The sequence below is a fragment of the Vibrio sp. 1562 genome, assembly GCF_033340155.1.
GTDB lineage: Bacteria > Pseudomonadota > Gammaproteobacteria > Enterobacterales > Vibrionaceae > Vibrio > Vibrio alginolyticus.
Genome location: NZ_JAWOVY010000032.1, coordinates 1 through 20013, shown reverse-complemented (window position 1 = coordinate 20013; position 20013 = coordinate 1). Strand labels below are relative to the sequence as shown.

Here is a 20013-nt window from a genome sequence, read left to right as displayed (position 1 = left end):
GATACTTTACCTGTTTTTTCTACTTCAACATAGGCTTGAGGAAGTGAGCTGTGTGCGAACCCTCGATTTGCGACACATCTTCCGGAGTGCCTTGAGCGATTATCTCGCCGCCACCTTGACCCCCTTCAGGACCAAGATCGATAATCCAGTCCGCAGTCTTAATGACGTCCAGGTTATGCTCGATCACCACGACAGTGTTTCCGTGGTCGCGAAGTCTGTGCAGTACAGTGAGCAACTGCTGGATATCATGGAAGTGCAAGCCGGTTGTTGGTTCATCCAAAATGTACAAGGTTTTTCCTGTATCACGTTTGGATAGCTCTCGCGCCAGTTTCACACGCTGTGCTTCACCACCGGAGAGTGTTGTTGCCGCTTGACCCAATCGTATGTACGACAAACCCACATCCATCAGTGTTTGTAGTTTGCGAGCGATGGCAGGAACTGGATCGAAGAAGGTGCGTGCATCTTCGACCGTCATTTCTAGCACTTCATCAATAGTTTTACCTTTGTAACGTACTTCGAGCGTTTCACGGTTGTAGCGTTTACCTTTACACACATCACATGGCACATAAACATCTGGTAGGAAGTGCATTTCTACTTTGATAACACCGTCACCCTGACAGGCCTCACAACGACCACCGCGCACGTTAAAACTAAAACGGCCCGGTTTGTAACCGCGAGAACGCGACTCCTGTGTGCCTGCAAACAGTTCACGGATTGGTGTAAAGATCCCCGTATAGGTTGCAGGGTTAGAGCGAGGTGTACGGCCAATTGGGCTTTGATCGATATCGATGACTTTATCGAAGTGCTCTAGACCTTTAATCGATTTATAAGGTGAAGGCTGAGCCGTTGTCGCTCCGTTAAGTTGGGTATGCGCAATTTTAAAGAAAGTATCATTAATCAGCGTTGATTTACCTGAGCCAGATACTCCTGTAATACAGCTGAATAACCCAACAGGAATTGAAAGGTTAACGTTTTTAAGGTTATTACCTGTAGCGCCTAATAGCTCAACCGTTTTTTTCGGATCTCGCGGCGTGCGATCTTTCGGTACTGCGATTTCTTTAACACCACTTAAGTACTGACCTGTCAGAGAATTCGGATTCGCGACTATCTCTTCCATGGTGCCTTCCGCAACAACATTACCACCATGTACGCCAGCACCAGGACCAATATCTATGACATGATCTGCACAGCGAATCGCATCTTCATCGTGTTCTACCACAAGTACGGTATTACCTAAATCGCGCAAATGAGTGAGCGTTTTTAATAAGCGTTCATTATCACGCTGGTGGAGACCAATCGACGGTTCGTCCAGAACATACATCACACCAACAAGACCGGCCCCAATTTGGCTTGCTAAACGAATACGTTGAGCTTCACCGCCTGATAAGGTTTCTGCACTGCGTGATAAGTTTAGGTAGTTCAAACCGACGTTAACTAAGAATTGCAGGCGGTCGTTGATTTCCTTCATCACTTTTTCAGCGATTTGGGCTCGTTGACCTTCCAGTTTCAAGGAATGGAAGAACTCCAATGCATCAGCAATGCTGAGTTCAACAATCTCAGGTAGTGTCGTATCAGCAATAAACACGTTACGTGCTTCGAGGCGTAGACGAGTACCGCCACAGCTTGAACAAGATTTAGTGGAGATGTATTTTGCAAGCTCTTCACGGACAGAGTTGGATTCTGTATCACGATAGCGACGTTCTAGGGTATTCAGAATACCTTCGAATGGATGGCGTTTAACGCGAATATCGCCACGATCGTTGATGTATTTAAACTCAATCTCAGTACGACCTGAGCCCTTTAGAATGACATCTTGCGTTTTCTTTGGCAGAGAATTAAAAGGGGCATGGAGGTCAAAACCATAATGATCGGCCAATGAGGTGAGCATTTGGAAGTAGTAGTAGTTCTTTTGATCCCAACCGCGAATCGCACCTTGTGCCAAGCTTAATGAATCATCTTGAATGACTCGGCTTGGATCGAAGTATTGTTGAACACCCAAGCCATCACAAGTGCCACATGCACCAGCAGGGTTGTTGAATGAGAAAAGTCGCGGCTCTAACTCTTGCATACTGTAACCACATTGTGGACAAGCGAAGTTGGCGGAGAAAATAATCTCTTCACCGTCGCCATCCATTGGCGCGACAACCGCAATTCCGCCTGATAATTCGAGCGTGGTCTCGAAAGATTCGGCCAAGCGCTGTTGTAAGTCTGGACGAACTTTAAAGCGGTCTACCACAACTTCAATGGTGTGCTTTTTATGTAGTTCAAGGGTTGGAGGGTCGGAAAGATCGCAAGTTTCTCCATCAATACGCGCACGAATAAAGCCTTGAGCCGCTAAGTTCTCAAGCGTTTTAACATGCTCACCTTTACGTTCTTTGACAATAGGTGCCAATAGCATCATTTTGCTGCCTTCCGGCATCTCTAGGACTTTGTCCACCATTTGACTGATGGTTTGCGCAGCAAGAGGGGCATGGTGCGTTGGACAGCGGGGTTCGCCCACACGAGCATACAATAGACGTAAGTAGTCGTAGACTTCGGTAATTGTACCGACGGTTGAACGCGGGTTATGAGAAGTAGATTTCTGTTCAATAGAAATCGCGGGTGATAACCCTTCAATGTGGTCGACATCGGGTTTTTCCATCAGAGACAAAAACTGACGAGCGTAGGCAGAGAGAGACTCTACGTAGCGTCGTTGGCCTTCTGCATACAATGTATCGAAAGCGAGAGAGGATTTACCGGAGCCACTTAGTCCAGTAATGACAATCAGTTTATCGCGAGGGATTGTAAGATTAATGTCTTTAAGGTTATGGGTTCGGGCACCGCGAACTTCTATTTTATCCATCGTTTTTGCTCTATGTATAACCAAGTGGGGCAAGTATTACATAGTGTGAGAAATGTGCAAAGAAAATTACTGGATAAAAAAACAGTAAAGTAAAAAGCCCAGCGTTGTGCTGGGCTTTCGATACAGTAATTTCGTACTACAACGATGCTTTATACTGCTTTTTGTGTTGCGTGCTTACCTAGCTCAGAGGTTTTTTCATCTTTTAGATACAGGTTTTCAAAACAATAGTTAGTTGCTTCGATGTAACCTTCAACGCTACCACAGTCAAAGCGTTTGCCCTTGAATTTGTAAGCCAATACACAGCCCGCTTTTGCTTGTTTTAGCAGCGCGTCAGTGATTTGAATTTCACCACCTTTACCTGGTTCGGTGTTTTCAATCAGTTCAAAAATATCGGGAGTCAGGATGTAGCGGCCAATGATAGCAAGGTTGCTAGGTGCCGTGCCTTTCTCTGGTTTTTCTACCATGTCGTCTACGCGATAGATGTCGTCTTTGATCATTTCACCAGAGATAACGCCGTATTTGTGTGTTTCTTCGGCTGGTACTTCTTGTACTGCAACGATAGAACAGCGGAACTGCTTAAATAGTGCCACCATCTGAGCCAGTACGCCCTCTTGCTCGTTCACACAAAGGTCATCAGCAAGAACAACAGCAAATGGCTCATCGCCTACCAATTCTCGTCCAGTTAGAATCGCGTGGCCCAAGCCTTTCATTTCGCGTTGACGTATATAAGTGAAGTTTGCAGATTCAATGATTTCACGGATATCTACCAACAGCTCTTCTTTGTTGGTACCGCTAATCTGATGTTCCAGTTCGTAGTTCTTATCAAAGTGGTCCATGATCGAGTGCTTGCCACGACCTGTCACAATACACATGCCGTTCATACCAGCTTGGATTGCTTCTTCGACACCGTATTCAATAAGCGGTTTGTTCACGACTGGCATCATCTCTTTTGGCATAGATTTCGTTGCCGGTAGGAAGCGTGTGCCATAGCCTGCAGCAGGGAACAGACATTTTTTTATCATTGGGGGAATATCCTATCTCGTTTTTATCAAGAATCTGCGTATAACTTTAACACGAGAGGTATCAATGAATCATGAATAAAGTAGGAAAAAATGTGAGACTCGGTGCGGAAAAAAGATGAGCGACTTGTCATTTCAGTTATCAGAGCCGCTCACATTGCATCATGACATTAAGTTTTGGTCTGCCCAGGCGATTGCCTGTACTCGGTTCTTTACGGATAGCTTTTTGAATATCTGATACAAGTGCGATTTGATGGTGAATTCACTGACGAATAACTCCTCGGCCATCTGACTGTTCGAGGCGCCAGCTTGTAGGCAACGTAGTACTTGTAGCTCACGAATGGTTAGGTCTACCGTAGCTGGTGCAGTATGAGTATTAATGACATTGCGGTAATAGTGTAAAAGTTGACTGGTTACATTACGCGGCAGCCAGTTTTGACCGTTAACAATGCCTTTTAACCCTTCTCCAATTTGCTCTAGCGTATCTTCAGAATAAAACACACCTTTTAATTGACCAAATGAAAGAAGTTCATCCGTGGTTAGTCTTTTAGGCACGTTGAAGACAACGGTTTCAAAGTTTTTCCATACAAGAGGCAAGTTTTTGATCGATTGAACAAGTGATTTATGTTCACTGAAGTCGATCAGTAGAATTTTATTACGGTGTTGTGGCTTGGCTTCCATGAGTGCTGCGGTTGAAATCACCGGGATGCTCATATCAACGTACTTTTCGAGTGCCGCCACTTTTTTTTGCGCATTATCTTCCATACTGATCAGAAATAGCTTTCTTGCGTAAGCCGACTTTCTCACGTGTTCCAATCTCCCTGGGTTCAATAGAAGCCATAAACTGGCATTAAAGAGAGGCCATAACCATCGCTTTACTGAATAAATGCGTTCGAATTCAAAGCTTCACGAAACGATGTCTGCAACGCGAATCAAAAATGCTACACACGTAAGTTGAAATACGATTTGGGTTCTAGAGGGTGACTCAATAGATCACAATGGTATTAGACTTTAATCAAAACATTAAAGCGTGCTATTCTAATGCGCTAAAATTTTATATATCCAGAGTGAAACGGAGCACATCATGGCCAGCCGTGGAATTAACAAAGTTATTTTGGTGGGGAATCTAGGTAACGACCCTGAAATTCGTTACATGCCGAATGGCGGTGCAGTAGCAAACATTACTATTGCGACTTCTGATTCATGGCGTGATAAAGCGACTGGCGAACAGCGCGAAAAAACGGAATGGCACCGTGTTGTGTTGTTCGGCAAACTTGCGGAAGTAGCAGGTGAGTACTTGCGTAAAGGCTCTCAAGTTTACATTGAAGGGCAACTGCAAACTCGCAAATGGCAAGATCAAAGTGGCCAAGATCGCTACTCAACGGAAGTCGTTGTTCAAGGCTTCAATGGTGTGATGCAAATGCTTGGCGGTCGTGCTCAAGGTGGCGGCGCACCTATGGGCGGTCAACAGCAGCAACAAGGTGGATGGGGTCAGCCTCAACAGCCAGCTCAGCAGCAGTACAATGCGCCTCAGCAACAGCAACCACAACAACAGGCTCCGCAGCAATCACAGCAGCAGTACAATGAGCCACCAATGGATTTTGACGACGATATCCCGTTCTGAGGTTTACCTGAGACCTAGTTTTGTTAAGTTTGATTATTTAAATTAAATATAACAAGGGTTTGAGATAAAAAGTTTACAGTGAGTCTTGCAACTTCTGTAAACTTTTTTTATGCTAATTTTGTAGTTCGGGGTTACCTTGAGAATTTGTTAAGTTTATTGAGTTTAAGGACAGAATGAAGACAAAAGCATTTCAAATGGCGAGTGGAGAAAGCTACTCAATTCTTTTAGGTGAGGATGGTATGCCATTGCCTTACCATAACCTCTTTGTCACCCTGCATTACCGAAATCAATCAAAAGCAAGTAACACCTGTTCTCGTGTTTTTGATCACCTTAGCTTTCTTGAGGAAATTTGTCGGTTTGAAAATATTGACTTGATTGAACGATGTAAAACGGGTGATTTTCTGACCAAGAAAGAGTTTGAGAATATTAAGAAACACTCAAAGCTAACAGTAGCGTCATTCCGTGAAATGGTTGCGAGACGTAAATCCTCTAATGTTGTGAGCATCAAGGAAAATAAACTTGAAACGGCAAGAGCCAATTTTGTCGTCAACCCTGAAGGGGACATCTCCCCCCACACGACATACAACCGACTAACTGTGTTTGCGCAATTTATTGGTTGGCTCGAAGAAGAATTGTTTCCCTCTAAAGATTCCACGGCTGAGATCGAACTCAAGAAAATCAGGGGTGACAAGTTTGGCACCAGTGATGAAGCTCTTGATTGGGGAGACTGGCGCTCTCTAGAGCCAATTGAAAAAATTCGAGTCCTTGATGTGGTTCACCCAGACTCCTCAGAGAATCCTTGGAAATCAGAATCTGTTCGATATCGCAATCAACTTATCGTAAACATGTTTTTTGCAATTGGCTGTCGCCGTGGAGAACTGCTTAAAATCAGAGTAAAAACGGACAGCAATCAATCTGATATCAGAAAGCGTGGCAAAGACGGTCGTTACTTCGTTATGATCCGATCACAAACTGACAACAACGACAAACGCAAGCACAGACCAGAAGGGAAGACCGTGGGGAGACTAGTCCCAATGGATAAACGTTTGGTCGATATGTATGAAAGCTACCTTATCCATCACCGCCCTAATGCAACTGGTTCTGAGCATATCGAGTACTTGTTCGTTACTCACAACCATAAGGTGCAAACCAACACCGCCTTATCAATGGCTCAGGTAAATAAGATTTTTCGTGAGATTTCTGAGGTGGTTGGCTTTAGGGTACACCCCCATAGGATACGTCATACGTGGAATGATGAATTCAGTGGGTTTGCAGATAAACGCATTGCCGAAGGAAAAACAACGGAAGCTAAGTCGGAAGCCGATAGGCGAAAATTGATGGGCTGGAGCGAAGATTCCAGTAGCGCAAAACGTTACTCAAAACGACATGATGATAAACGTGCAATGGACATGGCGTTAGACCTTCAAGAAGAAGAATCAACCACCATAAATTCAATCGTCCAACAACGTGATGAAGATGTTTGGACAGGGGAATAATAAAAATGAATCACCATCATGTGAATTTTGACTTTGCTAACGAAAGCAAGGTAACAACATGTATCTCATACAATGGCTTTGAGTTTAATTACCTTTCTGACCGATGGACTCTCAATCGGAATGTCACTGTATTGGTGGATTGCTTAGATTCGTTTGTACAGCCGTTACGAGATGACATTCTTGAAACATTGGTGTTTTATGCCGAGACAGCATCCGCTAATCATACTAGCAATATCGCAAAAACTCTGAACTTTTATCAAAAGCTTACTGGTGAAAATGATCTGACCGAGAAAGGCTTTGCATCATTTAAAAACAAAATACCTAAGAAAGATTGGTACAGAGTGTCTGTATTGAGAGGGATGATCCGCCAGATGCGCTATTTGGGGCTGGATAAACATATTGATGATGCAGTGTTTAAGCTGACTGATCAATGGAGTTTAGGTGGCAATGATAAAGGGGTAGCTGTACTTACTCTTGACCCTGAAACAGGGCCATTCAGTGATTTAGAGTTTCAAGCAATTGGTTTACATGCTGCTCATCGATATGCTGAAGGAGCACTTAGAACAGATGAGTATGCTTGTCTCTCGATGTTTAAGGCGTCCGGTCGTCGTCCTGTTCAGATTGCATCTATCAAGTGTAAAGATTTTTCTTATTCGACCAATTATACCGGATCTCCAACGTATGTGGTGCTGATTCCTAGGGCAAAAGTACGTGGAGGGAAGTTCCGTAGTATCCTAAAGCCTTATGCTTTAGTGAATTCGGTCGCACAGGTTGTTGAGCTGCATATCAAAGAGCAAACAGCTAAGGTGGAAGCTGCTTTAGGGCGGAAAATGACGCTTGAAGAAAAAGGTGAACTACCTTTGTTTATCGATGTTGGCACCACTGTAGAGATTCAATCAATACCTCCAGATTCATTAATGGACTATCTCAAATCCGAACTGCCGCATATTAAAACAAGCAACCTAACGAGTAAGCTAAACAGTGCGGTCACAAAGCTGAAAGTCATCAGTGAGCGAACTGGCAAACCTTTAAAATCAACAAGCTACCGTTTTCGCTACACCTTGGGTTCCAGAGCTGCTAGGGAGGGGGCTGGTATACTTACTATTGCCAACTTGCTTGACCAGTCTGATACGCAAAATGTAAAAGTGTATGTTGCTAACGCCCCTGAGCATGCAGTGCATATTTCAAAAATCATGAACCAACCGCTAGCTCGGTATGCCTCTGCTTTCGCAGGCAAACTGGTTGAAGACGAGGCTGAAGCCAATACAGAAAATGCAGGTGCGGCACGCATTCCTTGTCGAGAAAAAGACTGTGAGGTCGGCTCTTGTGGCTCAAGCAGTTTTTGCCAAGATTATGCCCCTATCGCTTGCTATTTATGCCCTAAATTCCGTCCATGGGCACATGCTCCGCATCACCTGATCCTCGAATGGTTGGTTGAAGAGCGAGATCGATTAAAAGTAGATGCCAATGGTGACATGCAAATCGTTGCAATCAATGACAATGCCATTCTAGCGGTATGCCAAGTAATCCAGCTATGTAGGGAGTATAACAATGGCTGATGTATTGATTTTTAAGCCTAAGCATGAGCTTGAGTATACGAAAAACCAAGCCGATTTCATCGAATTAGGACGTCAGATAGCGCCATTATACGATGAGTATGTCTACGATGAAAATTACTGGCCTAAAGTAGGTAACTTCACCATTTTTGGGGCCAATAGTCGACAAAAAAATCCAGATGAGTTACTGGATGAATCTTTAATTCCCTTTGCAAAAGCTTACGTTACCTATGGCGGCGGAACCAAAGCAGGCATCAACGTTAAATTCCAAGCCTTACGAGCAATCAATGCAGCTTGGCAGCGGTTACACAAAGGCGAAGATTTTGAAACCACCAAGCTTACGGGGAAGGACTTTGATGCAGCTCAGCGCGCAGCTAAGGAATCGTTAAGTGCAGGAGCTGCTTATCAGGCTGGGCGTGGTTTAAATAATCTTATCAACTTCTTGATTGAGTACAAATTAGTAAAGCCATTTAAGTGGAAGAGTGGACTCAAAAAGCCTGCTGAAAATGCAACAGGGGATGATGCTGACAAGAGAAGGCAAGACAAAATGCCTGACGAAAATGCGTTGATGGCTCTCGCTTCCGTCAATGCTCAAAAAACAGAAGACTTAAGTCCTCGGGATATTTTCACGACATCTACGATGACCTTGTTGCTGGCAGCCCCAAACCGTGGTTCAGAGCCTCTGTACTTGCTTTCCGACCCTATTCATACCGATGAGCTGAAAGTTTGGGAAGTGCTAAAAATTGATGGTTTTACTAAGGAGGATGTTAAGGAAATTCTTAAATACCAAAAAGAGAACGATATTGTATTTGAGGCTGACAATGGTGCCGTATTTGACAGGGCTGGGAATGAAACCGAAGACTCTCAGGATGCTGACGATGAAGAGCTAGACCTTACCGCAACCATCCAAATTAAAGGCATAAAATGGTATTCGGGTAAGGACTTTGGGCACGCACACAAGTGGATTCCTACGTGTATGTACGGTGTTGTAGAAGCTGCTGTAGAGCGTTTGAGAGCAAAATCAGAGCCTGCACGAAAGTTTGCAAAGATGCTAGAAGAAAGTTCGTGCTTTCCACGGCACGAGCTTTGTCCTGACGTCCCTGAAGACCAACTCCTAACTATGGATGAAGCTGCAATGGCACTTGGGTTGGATTCGTCAGGGTATGGTGACCTTTCTGATGCAAAAAATCGCAGGAAATGGCGAACATCTAGAAACCATTTCCTAAAGCGTAAGGGGATCTTACGTGAAGATTACCAAGTTACGCTCCGAGATTTAAATGTAATCCTTCGAAAAGGTCTTCCAAAGGACTTCCCTTATATACCGTTTAATAGGGGGAATGGGCATGTAAAGGTTAAATGGTCAGAGGCTTTGTATGCTGGATTTGCTAATTGCTTGGACACTGCAAAATCAACCATTTCTACCGAGTTGTACATTCCGACCATTAATACGTTGAATGAAGACCTTGCCCCAACGAAAAAAAAGAACAGAACCACAGGGGAGCTAGCGACAGGTGTGCGTTCGGTTTTTCAGCGTTGGGGGCATGGTGATTTGATCATAACTTCGCATCAGATTCGTCATATGTTAGACACCATGGCGGCAGTCAATGGTATGGATGGAGAGCAACGTGCTAATTGGGCGATGCGAAGCGATCCTAGGCACAATCGTTATTACGACCACACAACTCCTGAGGAGTATGGTGCGGACTTTATTGAAGACCGAGAGGCAGACCTTGTCTCACAGGGGTTGATGGAGAATCCAACAACAGGTACTACACAAATTCAGGTGCAGGTGGCGACACCAAGAACAGTGCAAGAGCTGAACACGAAGACGGCTTTAACCGCACATACAAACGAATTTGGCATGTGTGTGACGTCCTACATGGAAGAGGTTTGCACTAAATATCGCGACTGTATTAACTGCGACCAGCAAGTTTGTGAAAAAGGCGATGACGGCAAATGTGAGCGCATTCGTAAGCGGCTAAAAGAGGAGAAAAGACTTCTCAAAATGGACAAAAAAGCGGTTGATGATGGTGTTCAAGGGGCTAGGCAGTTCTATGAGCGCAGGAAACTGACCACAGAGCGCTGTGAGCAACTGCTTGCCATGATGGAAGACCCAAATATCGAGGATGGTTCTCTAATCAAGCTGCTTAACGTAGAGGATGTTACCCAGTTGGATCGTGCTATGGATGCGAATGGTAAAAAGCGTTTACCTAAGATTGAAAACTTTCAGCGCATCAAAGAGAGCCAGAAGGTTACCGTCACGGTTGATGAAATGATTGGTATTGAGAGCAATCCAGAATCATTTGATGACGAACTATTTGATGCTTTAGATGAAATGGATGCAATAGATTTTTTTGAGGATTGATTATTGTGGCTAAACACTTAACAGACTCGGATATTAGCAATGTTTGTGAACTTCTGGATGATTGGCCTATGGACTCTAAGCTCACATGGGATAGGTTGGTAGAGGCTGTCGCACAAGATTACAAGCTTTCTACCACTAGGCAAACATTGCAAAAGCAGGTACGTATCAAGCGCGCATTTACTGAGGTTAAGACGCTTGTCTCGGGTAATTCTCCTAAGGCTGTTGCTGCGCGCAATAGGCCGCTGCCATCCAGTTTGAAGGCTGCGGCTGATCAAATAGAAAGACGGGATCGAACCATTGCGCGACTTGAAGCCGAGAACAACCGACTACTTGAACAATTCCATACTTGGTTGTACAACGCCACCCAGCATGGAATTACGATTGAGCAACTAAACGAACCATTGGAAACTAAACAAGAAAAGTGAGTGCTCAATGAGCAAAGCAACTACGGAAGTTCAAGGCTCGCAAGCTGATGAAAAATTAGCTAAATTTATGTTATGGAAAGAAATACAGTCTGCCACGGATGTGGCAGAAATGAGCTGTGGTGTAAAACTAAATAGAACAGAAGTTTCTAGGCGTATAGTGAATTAGTCTGAATGTAATCTGTCAGTTTCTTTACCTCGATGTGACTAGATCTGACAGGTCATTCTAAATCGATTCTGCCCCAAAGTGTGCTAGTAGAGGACTAACCCAGATTTCAATACTAATCGATGGACTTACTTTTCCTAATGACTAAAATTTTATCCACTACAATCGCAGTTGTTGCGACTAAACAAGAAAACATAGTGAGCATAGCCCCTAAACTGAACTCTATGCTTTATTTGCTATTGAAGTTACATTGTTGCTCCGAATAGTCTCAGATGAACTACAAGTACAACGTTTAAACCAACCGTCGAAAATTTCGATCATTTCCGAGCCACCGAAATCATCATTTTTGTCATAAACAAAATACTTATCAGCGCCTCCACCACGTAATGAAAATTCGCCATGATGCTCACCCCAACGGGCAAAAGTTATAAACAAGTAGTTGTCGTTAATAAGGAAACCAATTACATTTGGCATGTGTTTATAGAGTGAAAGCTCTACATTTTGTCCTTGTTTTTTTGCCTCAATAGCTTTAATAACTTCGTCCTTAGTACCTTGGGTATTATTGATAAACCTTGCGTATATATCATGATGCTCTTGTTGATACTCGGGTGATAATAGAGCCATTGATATATTTAGCTTTTTGCCAGCTAAGGAGTAATCTGAATTAGAATCTAGCATTCTTGAAATGACTGTAGCCCAACCATATCTGCCAGCAATTCCTATGTACTTGATTGAAACCTCTTTTTCATCATTCGCTAGCCCGTAAATCTTGGTGAGCAGCTCATCCGTATTCATGATGGACAAGTTTTTGTCCTCAGTTACCTTGTCATAAATTTCAAACAATATTTGAAGAATGATTAGGCCAAGAATCAAACCAGCTGCAAATAGTGAACTATGATAAATTGAGTCGGGTATGACATTGGAGGGCAATGATTCTATTGCTACAATTGACAACATTACCAAGTAGGCAATCGGTTTCTTAGATTTCTGATACGCCTCCCATAGCTCCTCAGTAAAAGTTCGTTTACTTTCCATTTTTATTACCCTTCTGTTATGAACTTACCAACCACATAACTCAGATTAGTCGCTTTTGACTTTTTTTCCTCCTAAGGCTAACACCAAAATTAATTAAAAAGACAGACTTTAGTGGTCAAAAAATGTGGTCAAATACTTGGAGGTTAACCATACATAAACTAATCCGTATCTCACTAATTGAGCAAAGTCCCTGAAACATTTTTGTCCAGAGACGTGCCAGAACTATCACTGCTGGCACACTTATGCCCCAAAGCTAGCTAGATGCTATTGCATGTCTTATTAGTATATCTAACTTGAAATGTCATAATTACTATTTGAGCCACTTGTAGCACCATCCATCACTCATGAGCAATTTCCTGATTTTTGCTCTGTCATTAGCTTTAGCTCGCATATATATAGAGCGTATTTCTTGCTCATAAGAATCAGATTCAAAACCACGGTTAATCGCTTTTTGATACCACTCATGACCTTGGGAGATATCTCCACTCAACATTTTGCACGCACCAATCAAAGTGCATGGGCGGTAGTCCTGTAGAGTCAATTCATGAGCCTGTATGCCAAATTCGATAGCTTGTTCTAGCATATTTAAATCACGTTTAACACCGCCAGCCGTAGTAAGCAAAGCAGATTTTAACTTCTTATTTCCATTCGCAAATTTGAATGGAAAGTGCTTATTCACCAAGGTTAGGGCTGTTTTTGCCTTATCTGCTTTACGATAATCAGCAAGAGCATTAACCAAGTTCCACGGCTTATTGGTCGTATTCCATATTCGCTTGGAGTTCTCTGCGCGACGAAGGTAATACATGCTATTCACCTGATCATTCTCAAAGCCCTTCTGCTTAAGCCACAAGTAGTCGGCATCAGTGATCATACCTTTGTTGAGAGTCGTGAGAATATAAGCTGCTTTAGAGTGCCTACGAATCGAACTAATATTGAGTGAGGGGAAGTCGATGAATTGCTTATCATACTTAGCTCTAAGATCTGCAAACATCTTGTCAGACGCTATTTGCCGCTGTTTTAGCTTTTGTTCCTGTGCTTTTTGTTGCTCGATTCTTTGCTCTTGAGGAGTTTTTGTCGTGTTATATTTAGCGAGTTTTGACTCGATAAACTCTATATTCGTTGAAAACTCAGCACCTTCAACTGACTTACGTTTTTTCACACAAACCTTCAGGCTCAAGAACTCACTAAACACATCAGGGTGATCTTCAAGCAATGAATTCAAGATCGCTACATACTCTAAACCCATTGCACTTGTTATACAGTTGGCTTCATCGAGTAATGGTTTATCGAGCACGCTGCCATCTATAGCTTCAGATAAAAGCTTCAACCAAGCATGGTGAAGTGGGAATTGAACTCGATCAAACAGCCTAATTACTTTAGTGACCAACATAACGATTTAATCTCCATCCTCGTTTAAAGCACTGTCCATCATAAAGGGGCCATGCTAAACCGCACCACCAATTATAGCGGCTGAGTTTTTCGAATTTTCTATACTTGAAGTTATCCATACTCTACTAATTTAGTAAAGTCACTGAAACGAAATTGTCCAATTGTGAGTTGGTATACCTTCAGGCTGACAGTGCGGTCTTTTCGTGATTAACCAGCGGATGTGTAAGATCGTGTATGAGTTACTACACTAGAAAACGTTATTAGGCTTACCAACTATTTGTTGGCCAAATCTAAGCCCAAGCATCTTCGGAGGCCTTTCTCATGGTTGGACGGGGAAATCAGTTGATAAAATCAGCCACTATTTTTAATAGCTCAGATGCAGGCTTTGCCGAGGTGGCAGTTTTGTAAACCATAACCTTATCGCCGTACTGGATGATAAGGTTTCCGGCATCACTTAATGTGACCGATGCGATTACCTTCTCTCCCATCTCGTCTTGTATTATGTGAAGTATGTCTTCCGAAGTCATGAAGTTAACCTCGTGGCATCAAAATATGCCCCTGAAAAGTAGCTACTGCCAACGATGAATATGTCGTATTTGATTGTTACCTCTCTGGCTAGATTTGTGTGATCTATCTTAGCTTTTAGGCAGTGCTTACATGTTATAAGCCATCGGCTCAAAATCTGGGATGACGTTTGGATAGTTAAGTCAAACTCTGCAAAATTCCCTTGTATCCTCACATTATCGACCTTAAACAAATGCAAAGCGTTTTTATCCAGCAGCCTCAGTTCTTGGACTAGCTCTCTCATAGAATCCCCTTACTTATCGAATGTCATCGTTACTCTCTAGGGTTAAGAAGGCAGGCTTACGCTATGCCTGCCTAACCATCTTTATTGTTTTATTTGGACATTGCTTTGTTTCTGAATTCGTTTTGGGGTAGGGCCTTTGGGTACGCATGGGACTGTAAATGGCTCGTTAATATTACCAGCAGCGGTAAGCGGAATTTTGTTCCCACTTTCATCTTTTTTATAGCGAGCAACTCGACGCACGGAAATCTTGTTGCCCGCAATCGTAAGACCGAGATGTGCATTCCATCCTTTAAAGATCGCGGATAGTTTGCAAAGAAGCGAATAAGATGTTGATTCGTGAACAATTGACTGAAGGTAATTCCTAACCTGATATTCGATATCCTCCTCAGAGCTAAGCCCTAATGAGGAGATTACACGAGTTAGATAAGTTTCGGGACAAAGAGGTAACTCTTTATACTCGCAAACAGATAGTTGTTTTTTGATTAGGTAGTGTGCGAACGCATAGATCGTTTCAGATGCTTGGCTTTCAAGTCGATGCTTTTTAAACACTTCTGAGATGAAATGAACCGAAAGTGCTAATTCATTATGCTCTTCCACATATGTAAGTATTTCTGCGGGTTGAAACGATGTTCCTTGCGTCCCACGAAAGGCGAATGGATTTCTAGTCATGTCAAACGCTTTGGCGAGCATGGCGACGCGAGAAAGTACTGAAGCGCTAACCGTCACACCTGCCATCTCTAAAACTTGTGCTCGTGAACGTATGTTTCCCACGTCGATATGTGCAAAACTCAAATCATCGGTAACGCCATAAGTTATAGGTGCTATAAAGCCTACACAAGCCTCGCAAGCGGCCTCTAATCGATGATGACCGTTCAGGATCTCGCCTTCATTAGATATGATTATTGGTTCACCAGTGAGACACCACTCGCCCCGACGCATCGACTCTGCATATTTTGCGACCTTGGTTTTGCTCAATCGTCTGTTTTTGTTTTTTTTATTTACCGTGCCTCGACTAGAAAACGTCAACATATCTCTCGCTAGCTGAGGGCTAATGAAAATAGTGGTGTGTTTAAGCGTCGTTTGTATGGCCTTTACCCCAGCGTAGTACTTAGCGTTCTCTTTGAAAATTTCTTCTAGCTGAGTGGGGGAAAGTGTTTCGGTCGAGTTTTTGAGCAGACTGGTTGAACTGGCTAGATAGCTAGTTCGTTCACTTTCGTCAAAGTGACTGACTAGGCTGTTTACAATCGAGTTCTCTAGATCTGCATTTGAGATTGCATCGGTATCTCCGATACGTGGTTCTGTCATGTTTTTCATGCTTTGTTCTTCCTGTGGCAACATAGTGCGCAAGAGTACGAATTAGGTAGTATTCACAAAACATTATTGATCCGACGCGCATGTCGGATCAAATTTTATTTGTAAATTAAACTGCGATAAACACGATGTTGGATATAAAGAATTGAAAGCCTTAGAACAAAAAATAACTGGCATGTTGCTTTCGACTAAGGGCAAAACTTGTAAAACTCTTATTACAACCATGCCGATGGTTGCGATTGATGCCTATTTTTCCGCCGAGAATGTTAGATCAGAATTGAAGTGGATCATTGATGCAGCAACCAATGTAACAAACTTAGATAAAGTAAATGCTATTCAAGCCGAGCTTGAGGAGCGTGTGGTCAAAGGCGAGGTTTTTGCCCCACTATCTATCACGTTTGCTATTGAGGGAAAGCCTGTCTTGGATGGAACTTCTCGAAGTCTGTCATCTTTGGCTTTCAATTCGAGCAGTACCCATATTGTTGGTAATGTACTGACCTTCGTGGCTATTTGCAGAATGTTGGGAATTAAGACTTTCTTGTTTAGTTCAAGGTTAAGTGTGAAAGAAATCAATCAAAAAAGCCTCGCTCGGCAACGATTAGCAATGGAAGATGTTGAAGTTCGGGTTATTTTTGATGATGAGGTCGGCTTGAATGTCGCAGATATCGTTCATTTATTTAAAAAAAGCGTGCTCTTCGACACCGCTCTAAATCTGCCTCATGTTAGTGAAGGTAATAATTTGTCTGGTGAAAGTGACTTCCCATTGCGCCCATTTATTCTTCAGTTAATCAAAGACACTGATATCGAGTCTTATGGTGGTGTCAACTTTGATGCTAAACACGTAAAGGTGTCTGAGAGTACTATTACCACCCAATATGTTCTGTTTAAGTTACTCGTTGGTGCGGTAGCCGGAGCTGGCACTCAAGAGTACAGTAAGATGCCTAAAGACATAACATTGGAATCGGGAGAGAGTCTAACATCGGTACTTGCATGTGGTTATATGAATAACATATCAGCATTCATGAGAGGATGGCTGAAGCCTTTGAAAGAATCGTTTGTCTGTAATCGCTCCGGGTATCAACTATCTCCTCAGGTTTGGCAATCATTAGGTCTCGTTATTCATCAACTAGTGAAGGGGGGTATGTCGCCCGATGAGCTTGAAAGTACAGGGCTAGTACTAGGGAACCTTGACTACAGCAAGAACGCTAAACATTGGAAAGACTGCCCAGTAATGGAGCTGGATGCTCAAGGGCGTATTTATAAAAATGCCGCAAACTCTACACGTCAGTTTAGGCTTGGTTTGCAGGAGTACTTTCTAAAAGTTATCAACGATGCAGTTTTCGAATCGAAGGTTATCAGATAACTTTGTTATCCTTTCAAATAGCCCACAGGTGCAGTGGCGAGTGTGAAGTAATTTGTGTGGTGTTTGATTTGTGGAGTGGGTAATAGATTTCTAAATGTATCTGTTTATTGTGAGTTAGAGCTTAAAATGAACTCACGATCCTCAACTTTTCACATTATAGACGTATTGTTTCATAATGTGGTGTGTTGCTTGGTAAACACAAGTTCTTGAGGGCGGTAACAGATGAAAATCAAGTTTATAGAGATATATAACTTTCGTAAGCTTAAAAATTGCAAAGTTGAGTTTTCAGATAGCCAGACATTGCTAGTTGGGGCTAACAACAGTGGCAAGACTTCAGCAATTGATGCTTTGATTTGTTTTCTAGATAAACAGAAAAAGATATCAAGTACAGATATTACTTTAAGTAATTGGAAACATTTTAATGAGTTTGCAGCATCTTGGCAGTCAGCTACATCAGCCGAAGTTCTAGGGATCGATGTCTACGATTGGTTACCTTATTGTCCATCACTCGATGTTTGGCTCAGTGCAGATACAAAAGAAGTTCATAAAATCGATCATTTAATTCCAACGTTGAATTGGAGTGGTGAGCCGTTAGGTGTCCGTTTAGTTTATCAACCTAAAGATATCGAGAAGTTGAGAGAGGACTACCTACGTGAAAAGCTTGCGATTGAAAGTCTTCAAGCAGAAGGGAAGCAATTATCTCTTTGGCCCCGAGACCTAAAAGATTACTTAAGCAAGAAACTATCGGCGCATTTCGAGATTAAAGCTTACCTCCTTGATCCCAGTAAGGAACATAGTTCACAGGTCTTAAGCCAAGATTCGATTACTTTCGATTCTGATCCTTTTGTTGGTGTCTTTAAGGTTGATACAATTGAAGCATCTAGAGGCTTTTCTGACCCTAGCAGCGATATAGGGAAAGCCTCAACCAGCCTATCCTCTCAGCTCAATGACTACTATAGTCGGCATTTAAACCCTACAGAGTTGCCTGAAGCAGAAGATATAGATGCTTTAGAGGCGATTGAAACTGCTCAGGAACAATTCGACCAAAGGCTTGAAGTCGCGTTTAAAGATACTTTAGGGGAAATCAAGAAACTAGGATACCCCGGATTTAATGACCCTGACATCAAACTATCAAGTCGAATTAATCCCATTGATAGCTTAGAGCATGATGCTGCCGTTATTTTTGACGTGAGAAACCAGAATTTTGGAGATCATACTTTTTCTCTTCCTGAGCAATACAATGGTTTAGGCTATAAGAATCTGATACATATCATTTTTAGACTTATAAGTTTCCGAGATAGATGGCAACGAGTTGGTAAAAGTGGAAAAAAGCGGAGCAGTGATGACATTGCTATTGAGCCTATTCATTTGGTTTTAATTGAAGAACCAGAAGCTCACCTTCATGCTCAAGTTCAGCAAGTGTTTATTCGTAAAGCATACGATGTATTGCGAAAGTATGATCAGATTGATTCAGCTCTAACTACACAGCTAGTTGTGAGTACTCATTCCAGTTATATTGCTTATGAGGCTGGATTCGAAAATTTACGATATTTTAAGAGAAAGCCAGCTAATGCTATAAATACTGTTCCAAATGCAGAAGTAGTTAATTTGTCTGATGTATTTCCATCTGATAAAGAGCGGGAGTCAGACGTTTTAAATACTAAGAAGTTTGTCTCTCGATACTTAAAAACCACTCATTGTGATTTATTTTTCTCCAATGGGATTATCTTGGTTGAAGGAGCGGCGGAAAGAATGCTACTACCGCACTTCATCGAGCACCATCACCCAAGTCTTCGTCAGAGCTATCTTTCTGTTTTAGAGATTGGTGGTGCGCATGCCCAGAAGTTAAGGCCTTTAATTGAGCGTTTGGAAATACCGACCTTAATAATTACAGATACAGATACAGATGCATGTGATACCAACAGTAACAAGCAAAGACCTGAAAAAGGAAAAAAACTAGTTTTTGGTAGTGACACCTTAAAAAGTTGGTTTGATTTAGGTGGAATGAGCCTTGACGAGGTTCTGGAACTAGAATCAGATAAAAAAGTTAAGGGGCATGTGAGGGCGGCTTACCAATGCGGTATTCAGGTTAATTGGAAAGTAGGTGAAGATTATATTCAAAAAGAAGCGATCCCTTATACTTTTGAGGATGCCATATCTTTGACAAACTTAGATTTGTTTAAAGGCTTTTCAAAGTCTGTAGGTATGGTGAAAAAAATGAGTCAAGCTGCCAACAAAGAATCCCTAGAGGAATGTTGTCAAGAAATGTTTGATGCCTTAAAAGGTGAAAAGGCCAAAATGGCGTTGGATTTACTCTTTGAAGTTGACCCTGAAAAGTTATTGGTTCCTGAGTATATTAAAGAAGGACTCGATTGGTTAGAAAAACAACTGGATGCTGTTAATCAAGAGTTTCACTGGCAGCCAGAACTGGCAACTCAATTGCCTGATGGAGAGTCCGTAGATGCATGAGTCATTAACTTTAACTGGTGTTGATAAAGAAATTTACAATTACTTAGACTTGAACAACCCCAAGAGTTTTCTTTTATTTTCAGCCCTAAACCACCTACTTCAGTAGGTGGTTATCATCCGTTTCGGCTTTGCCTGTAAAACTACTCAT

15 protein-coding genes are annotated in these 20013 nt (G+C 42.4%); 8 read left to right on the top strand and 7 right to left on the bottom strand.

Annotated features, from left to right (window positions below):
- Window positions 1-19: 19 nt before the first annotated feature.
- From uvrA to R7Z49_RS21410, 3 genes are all read right to left on the bottom strand, one after another.
- Window positions 20-2842 (bottom strand): excinuclease ABC subunit UvrA, encoded by a 2823-nt coding sequence (gene uvrA, locus R7Z49_RS21420; protein WP_005381241.1) that lies wholly within the window; start codon window positions 2840-2842, stop codon window positions 20-22.
- 149 nt (window positions 2843-2991) lie between these two features.
- Entirely contained in the window at window positions 2992-3864 is an 873-nt protein-coding gene (gene galU, locus R7Z49_RS21415) for a UTP--glucose-1-phosphate uridylyltransferase GalU (RefSeq protein ID WP_005381239.1), read from the bottom strand.
- 159 nt (window positions 3865-4023) lie between these two features.
- Window positions 4024-4668, bottom strand: coding sequence for a LuxR C-terminal-related transcriptional regulator (locus tag R7Z49_RS21410; RefSeq protein WP_005381237.1), 645 nt, complete (start codon window positions 4666-4668; stop codon window positions 4024-4026).
- A 277-nt stretch (window positions 4669-4945) separates the two neighbouring features.
- Between R7Z49_RS21410 and R7Z49_RS21405 the strand changes: the two genes are divergently transcribed.
- The 6 genes from R7Z49_RS21405 to R7Z49_RS21380 all read left to right on the top strand — a co-directional run bounded on the left by R7Z49_RS21405 (window position 4946) and on the right by R7Z49_RS21380 (window position 11493).
- Window positions 4946-5485: a single-stranded DNA-binding protein gene (locus R7Z49_RS21405; protein ID WP_005381235.1), complete on the top strand. Its 540-nt coding sequence runs from the start codon at window positions 4946-4948 to the stop codon at window positions 5483-5485.
- Between the two features lie 173 nt (window positions 5486-5658).
- Complete coding sequence (locus R7Z49_RS21400; RefSeq protein ID WP_025626616.1) at window positions 5659-6981, top strand: tyrosine-type recombinase/integrase; 1323 nt, start codon at window positions 5659-5661, stop codon at window positions 6979-6981.
- Between the two features lie 5 nt (window positions 6982-6986).
- On the top strand, window positions 6987-8540 hold the full coding sequence (locus R7Z49_RS21395) for a site-specific integrase (RefSeq protein ID WP_025626614.1): 1554 nt from the start codon (window positions 6987-6989) through the stop codon (window positions 8538-8540).
- Window positions 8533-10902, top strand: a complete 2370-nt coding sequence (locus R7Z49_RS21390) for an integrase (RefSeq protein ID WP_318112017.1) — start codon at window positions 8533-8535, stop codon at window positions 10900-10902. Before R7Z49_RS21395 ends, R7Z49_RS21390 begins: the two co-directional genes overlap by 8 nt.
- Before the next feature lie 5 nt (window positions 10903-10907).
- Window positions 10908-11327, top strand: a complete 420-nt coding sequence (locus R7Z49_RS21385; protein WP_318112016.1) for a hypothetical protein — start codon at window positions 10908-10910, stop codon at window positions 11325-11327.
- Window positions 11328-11334: 7 nt separating this feature from the next.
- Entirely contained in the window at window positions 11335-11493 is a 159-nt protein-coding gene (locus R7Z49_RS21380) for a hypothetical protein (RefSeq protein ID WP_318112014.1), read from the top strand.
- 219 nt (window positions 11494-11712) lie between these two features.
- Here R7Z49_RS21380 and R7Z49_RS21375 read toward each other — a convergent pair whose 3' ends face one another.
- From R7Z49_RS21375 to R7Z49_RS21360, 4 genes are all read right to left on the bottom strand, one after another.
- Window positions 11713-12525, bottom strand: a complete 813-nt coding sequence (locus tag R7Z49_RS21375) for a hypothetical protein (RefSeq protein WP_262660637.1) — start codon at window positions 12523-12525, stop codon at window positions 11713-11715.
- A 310-nt stretch (window positions 12526-12835) separates the two neighbouring features.
- Window positions 12836-13915, bottom strand: coding sequence for a hypothetical protein (locus R7Z49_RS21370; RefSeq protein ID WP_101905904.1), 1080 nt, complete (start codon window positions 13913-13915; stop codon window positions 12836-12838).
- A gap of 337 nt (window positions 13916-14252) precedes the next feature.
- Window positions 14253-14441, bottom strand: a complete 189-nt coding sequence (locus R7Z49_RS21365) for a hypothetical protein (protein WP_318112013.1) — start codon at window positions 14439-14441, stop codon at window positions 14253-14255.
- Window positions 14442-14803: 362 nt separating this feature from the next.
- Window positions 14804-16027, bottom strand: a complete 1224-nt coding sequence (locus R7Z49_RS21360; RefSeq protein WP_254048135.1) for a ParB/RepB/Spo0J family partition protein — start codon at window positions 16025-16027, stop codon at window positions 14804-14806.
- Between the two features lie 181 nt (window positions 16028-16208).
- Here R7Z49_RS21360 and R7Z49_RS21355 point away from each other — a divergent pair, with 181 nt between their 5' ends.
- Window positions 16209-17396 (top strand): hypothetical protein, encoded by a 1188-nt coding sequence (locus tag R7Z49_RS21355; protein ID WP_411913025.1) that lies wholly within the window; start codon window positions 16209-16211, stop codon window positions 17394-17396.
- A gap of 222 nt (window positions 17397-17618) precedes the next feature.
- Window positions 17619-19865, top strand: a complete 2247-nt coding sequence (locus tag R7Z49_RS21350; RefSeq protein ID WP_318112011.1) for an ATP-dependent nuclease — start codon at window positions 17619-17621, stop codon at window positions 19863-19865.
- The last annotated feature ends 148 nt before the right edge of the window (window positions 19866-20013 follow it).

Excerpts from the sequence above, each read along its gene's own strand:
- R7Z49_RS21350 (WP_318112011.1), top strand. The coding sequence starts at position 17,619 with ATGAAAATCAAGTTTATAGAGATATATAACTTTCGTAAGCTTAAAAAT.
- R7Z49_RS21360 (WP_254048135.1), bottom strand. The coding sequence starts at position 16,027 with ATGACAGAACCACGTATCGGAGATACCGATGCAATCTCAAATGCAGAT.
- R7Z49_RS21355 (WP_411913025.1), top strand. The coding sequence starts at position 16,209 with ATGTTGCTTTCGACTAAGGGCAAAACTTGTAAAACTCTTATTACAACC.
- R7Z49_RS21365 (WP_318112013.1), bottom strand. The coding sequence starts at position 14,441 with ATGACTTCGGAAGACATACTTCACATAATACAAGACGAGATGGGAGAG.
- R7Z49_RS21375 (WP_262660637.1), bottom strand. The coding sequence starts at position 12,525 with ATGGAAAGTAAACGAACTTTTACTGAGGAGCTATGGGAGGCGTATCAG.
- R7Z49_RS21400 (WP_025626616.1), top strand. The coding sequence starts at position 5,659 with ATGAAGACAAAAGCATTTCAAATGGCGAGTGGAGAAAGCTACTCAATT.
- uvrA (WP_005381241.1), bottom strand. The coding sequence starts at position 2,842 with ATGGATAAAATAGAAGTTCGCGGTGCCCGAACCCATAACCTTAAAGAC.
- R7Z49_RS21380 (WP_318112014.1), top strand. The coding sequence starts at position 11,335 with ATGAGCAAAGCAACTACGGAAGTTCAAGGCTCGCAAGCTGATGAAAAA.
- R7Z49_RS21370 (WP_101905904.1), bottom strand. The coding sequence starts at position 13,915 with ATGTTGGTCACTAAAGTAATTAGGCTGTTTGATCGAGTTCAATTCCCA.
- R7Z49_RS21390 (WP_318112017.1), top strand. The coding sequence starts at position 8,533 with ATGGCTGATGTATTGATTTTTAAGCCTAAGCATGAGCTTGAGTATACG.
- R7Z49_RS21395 (WP_025626614.1), top strand. The coding sequence starts at position 6,987 with ATGAATCACCATCATGTGAATTTTGACTTTGCTAACGAAAGCAAGGTA.
- galU (WP_005381239.1), bottom strand. The coding sequence starts at position 3,864 with ATGATAAAAAAATGTCTGTTCCCTGCTGCAGGCTATGGCACACGCTTC.
- R7Z49_RS21405 (WP_005381235.1), top strand. The coding sequence starts at position 4,946 with ATGGCCAGCCGTGGAATTAACAAAGTTATTTTGGTGGGGAATCTAGGT.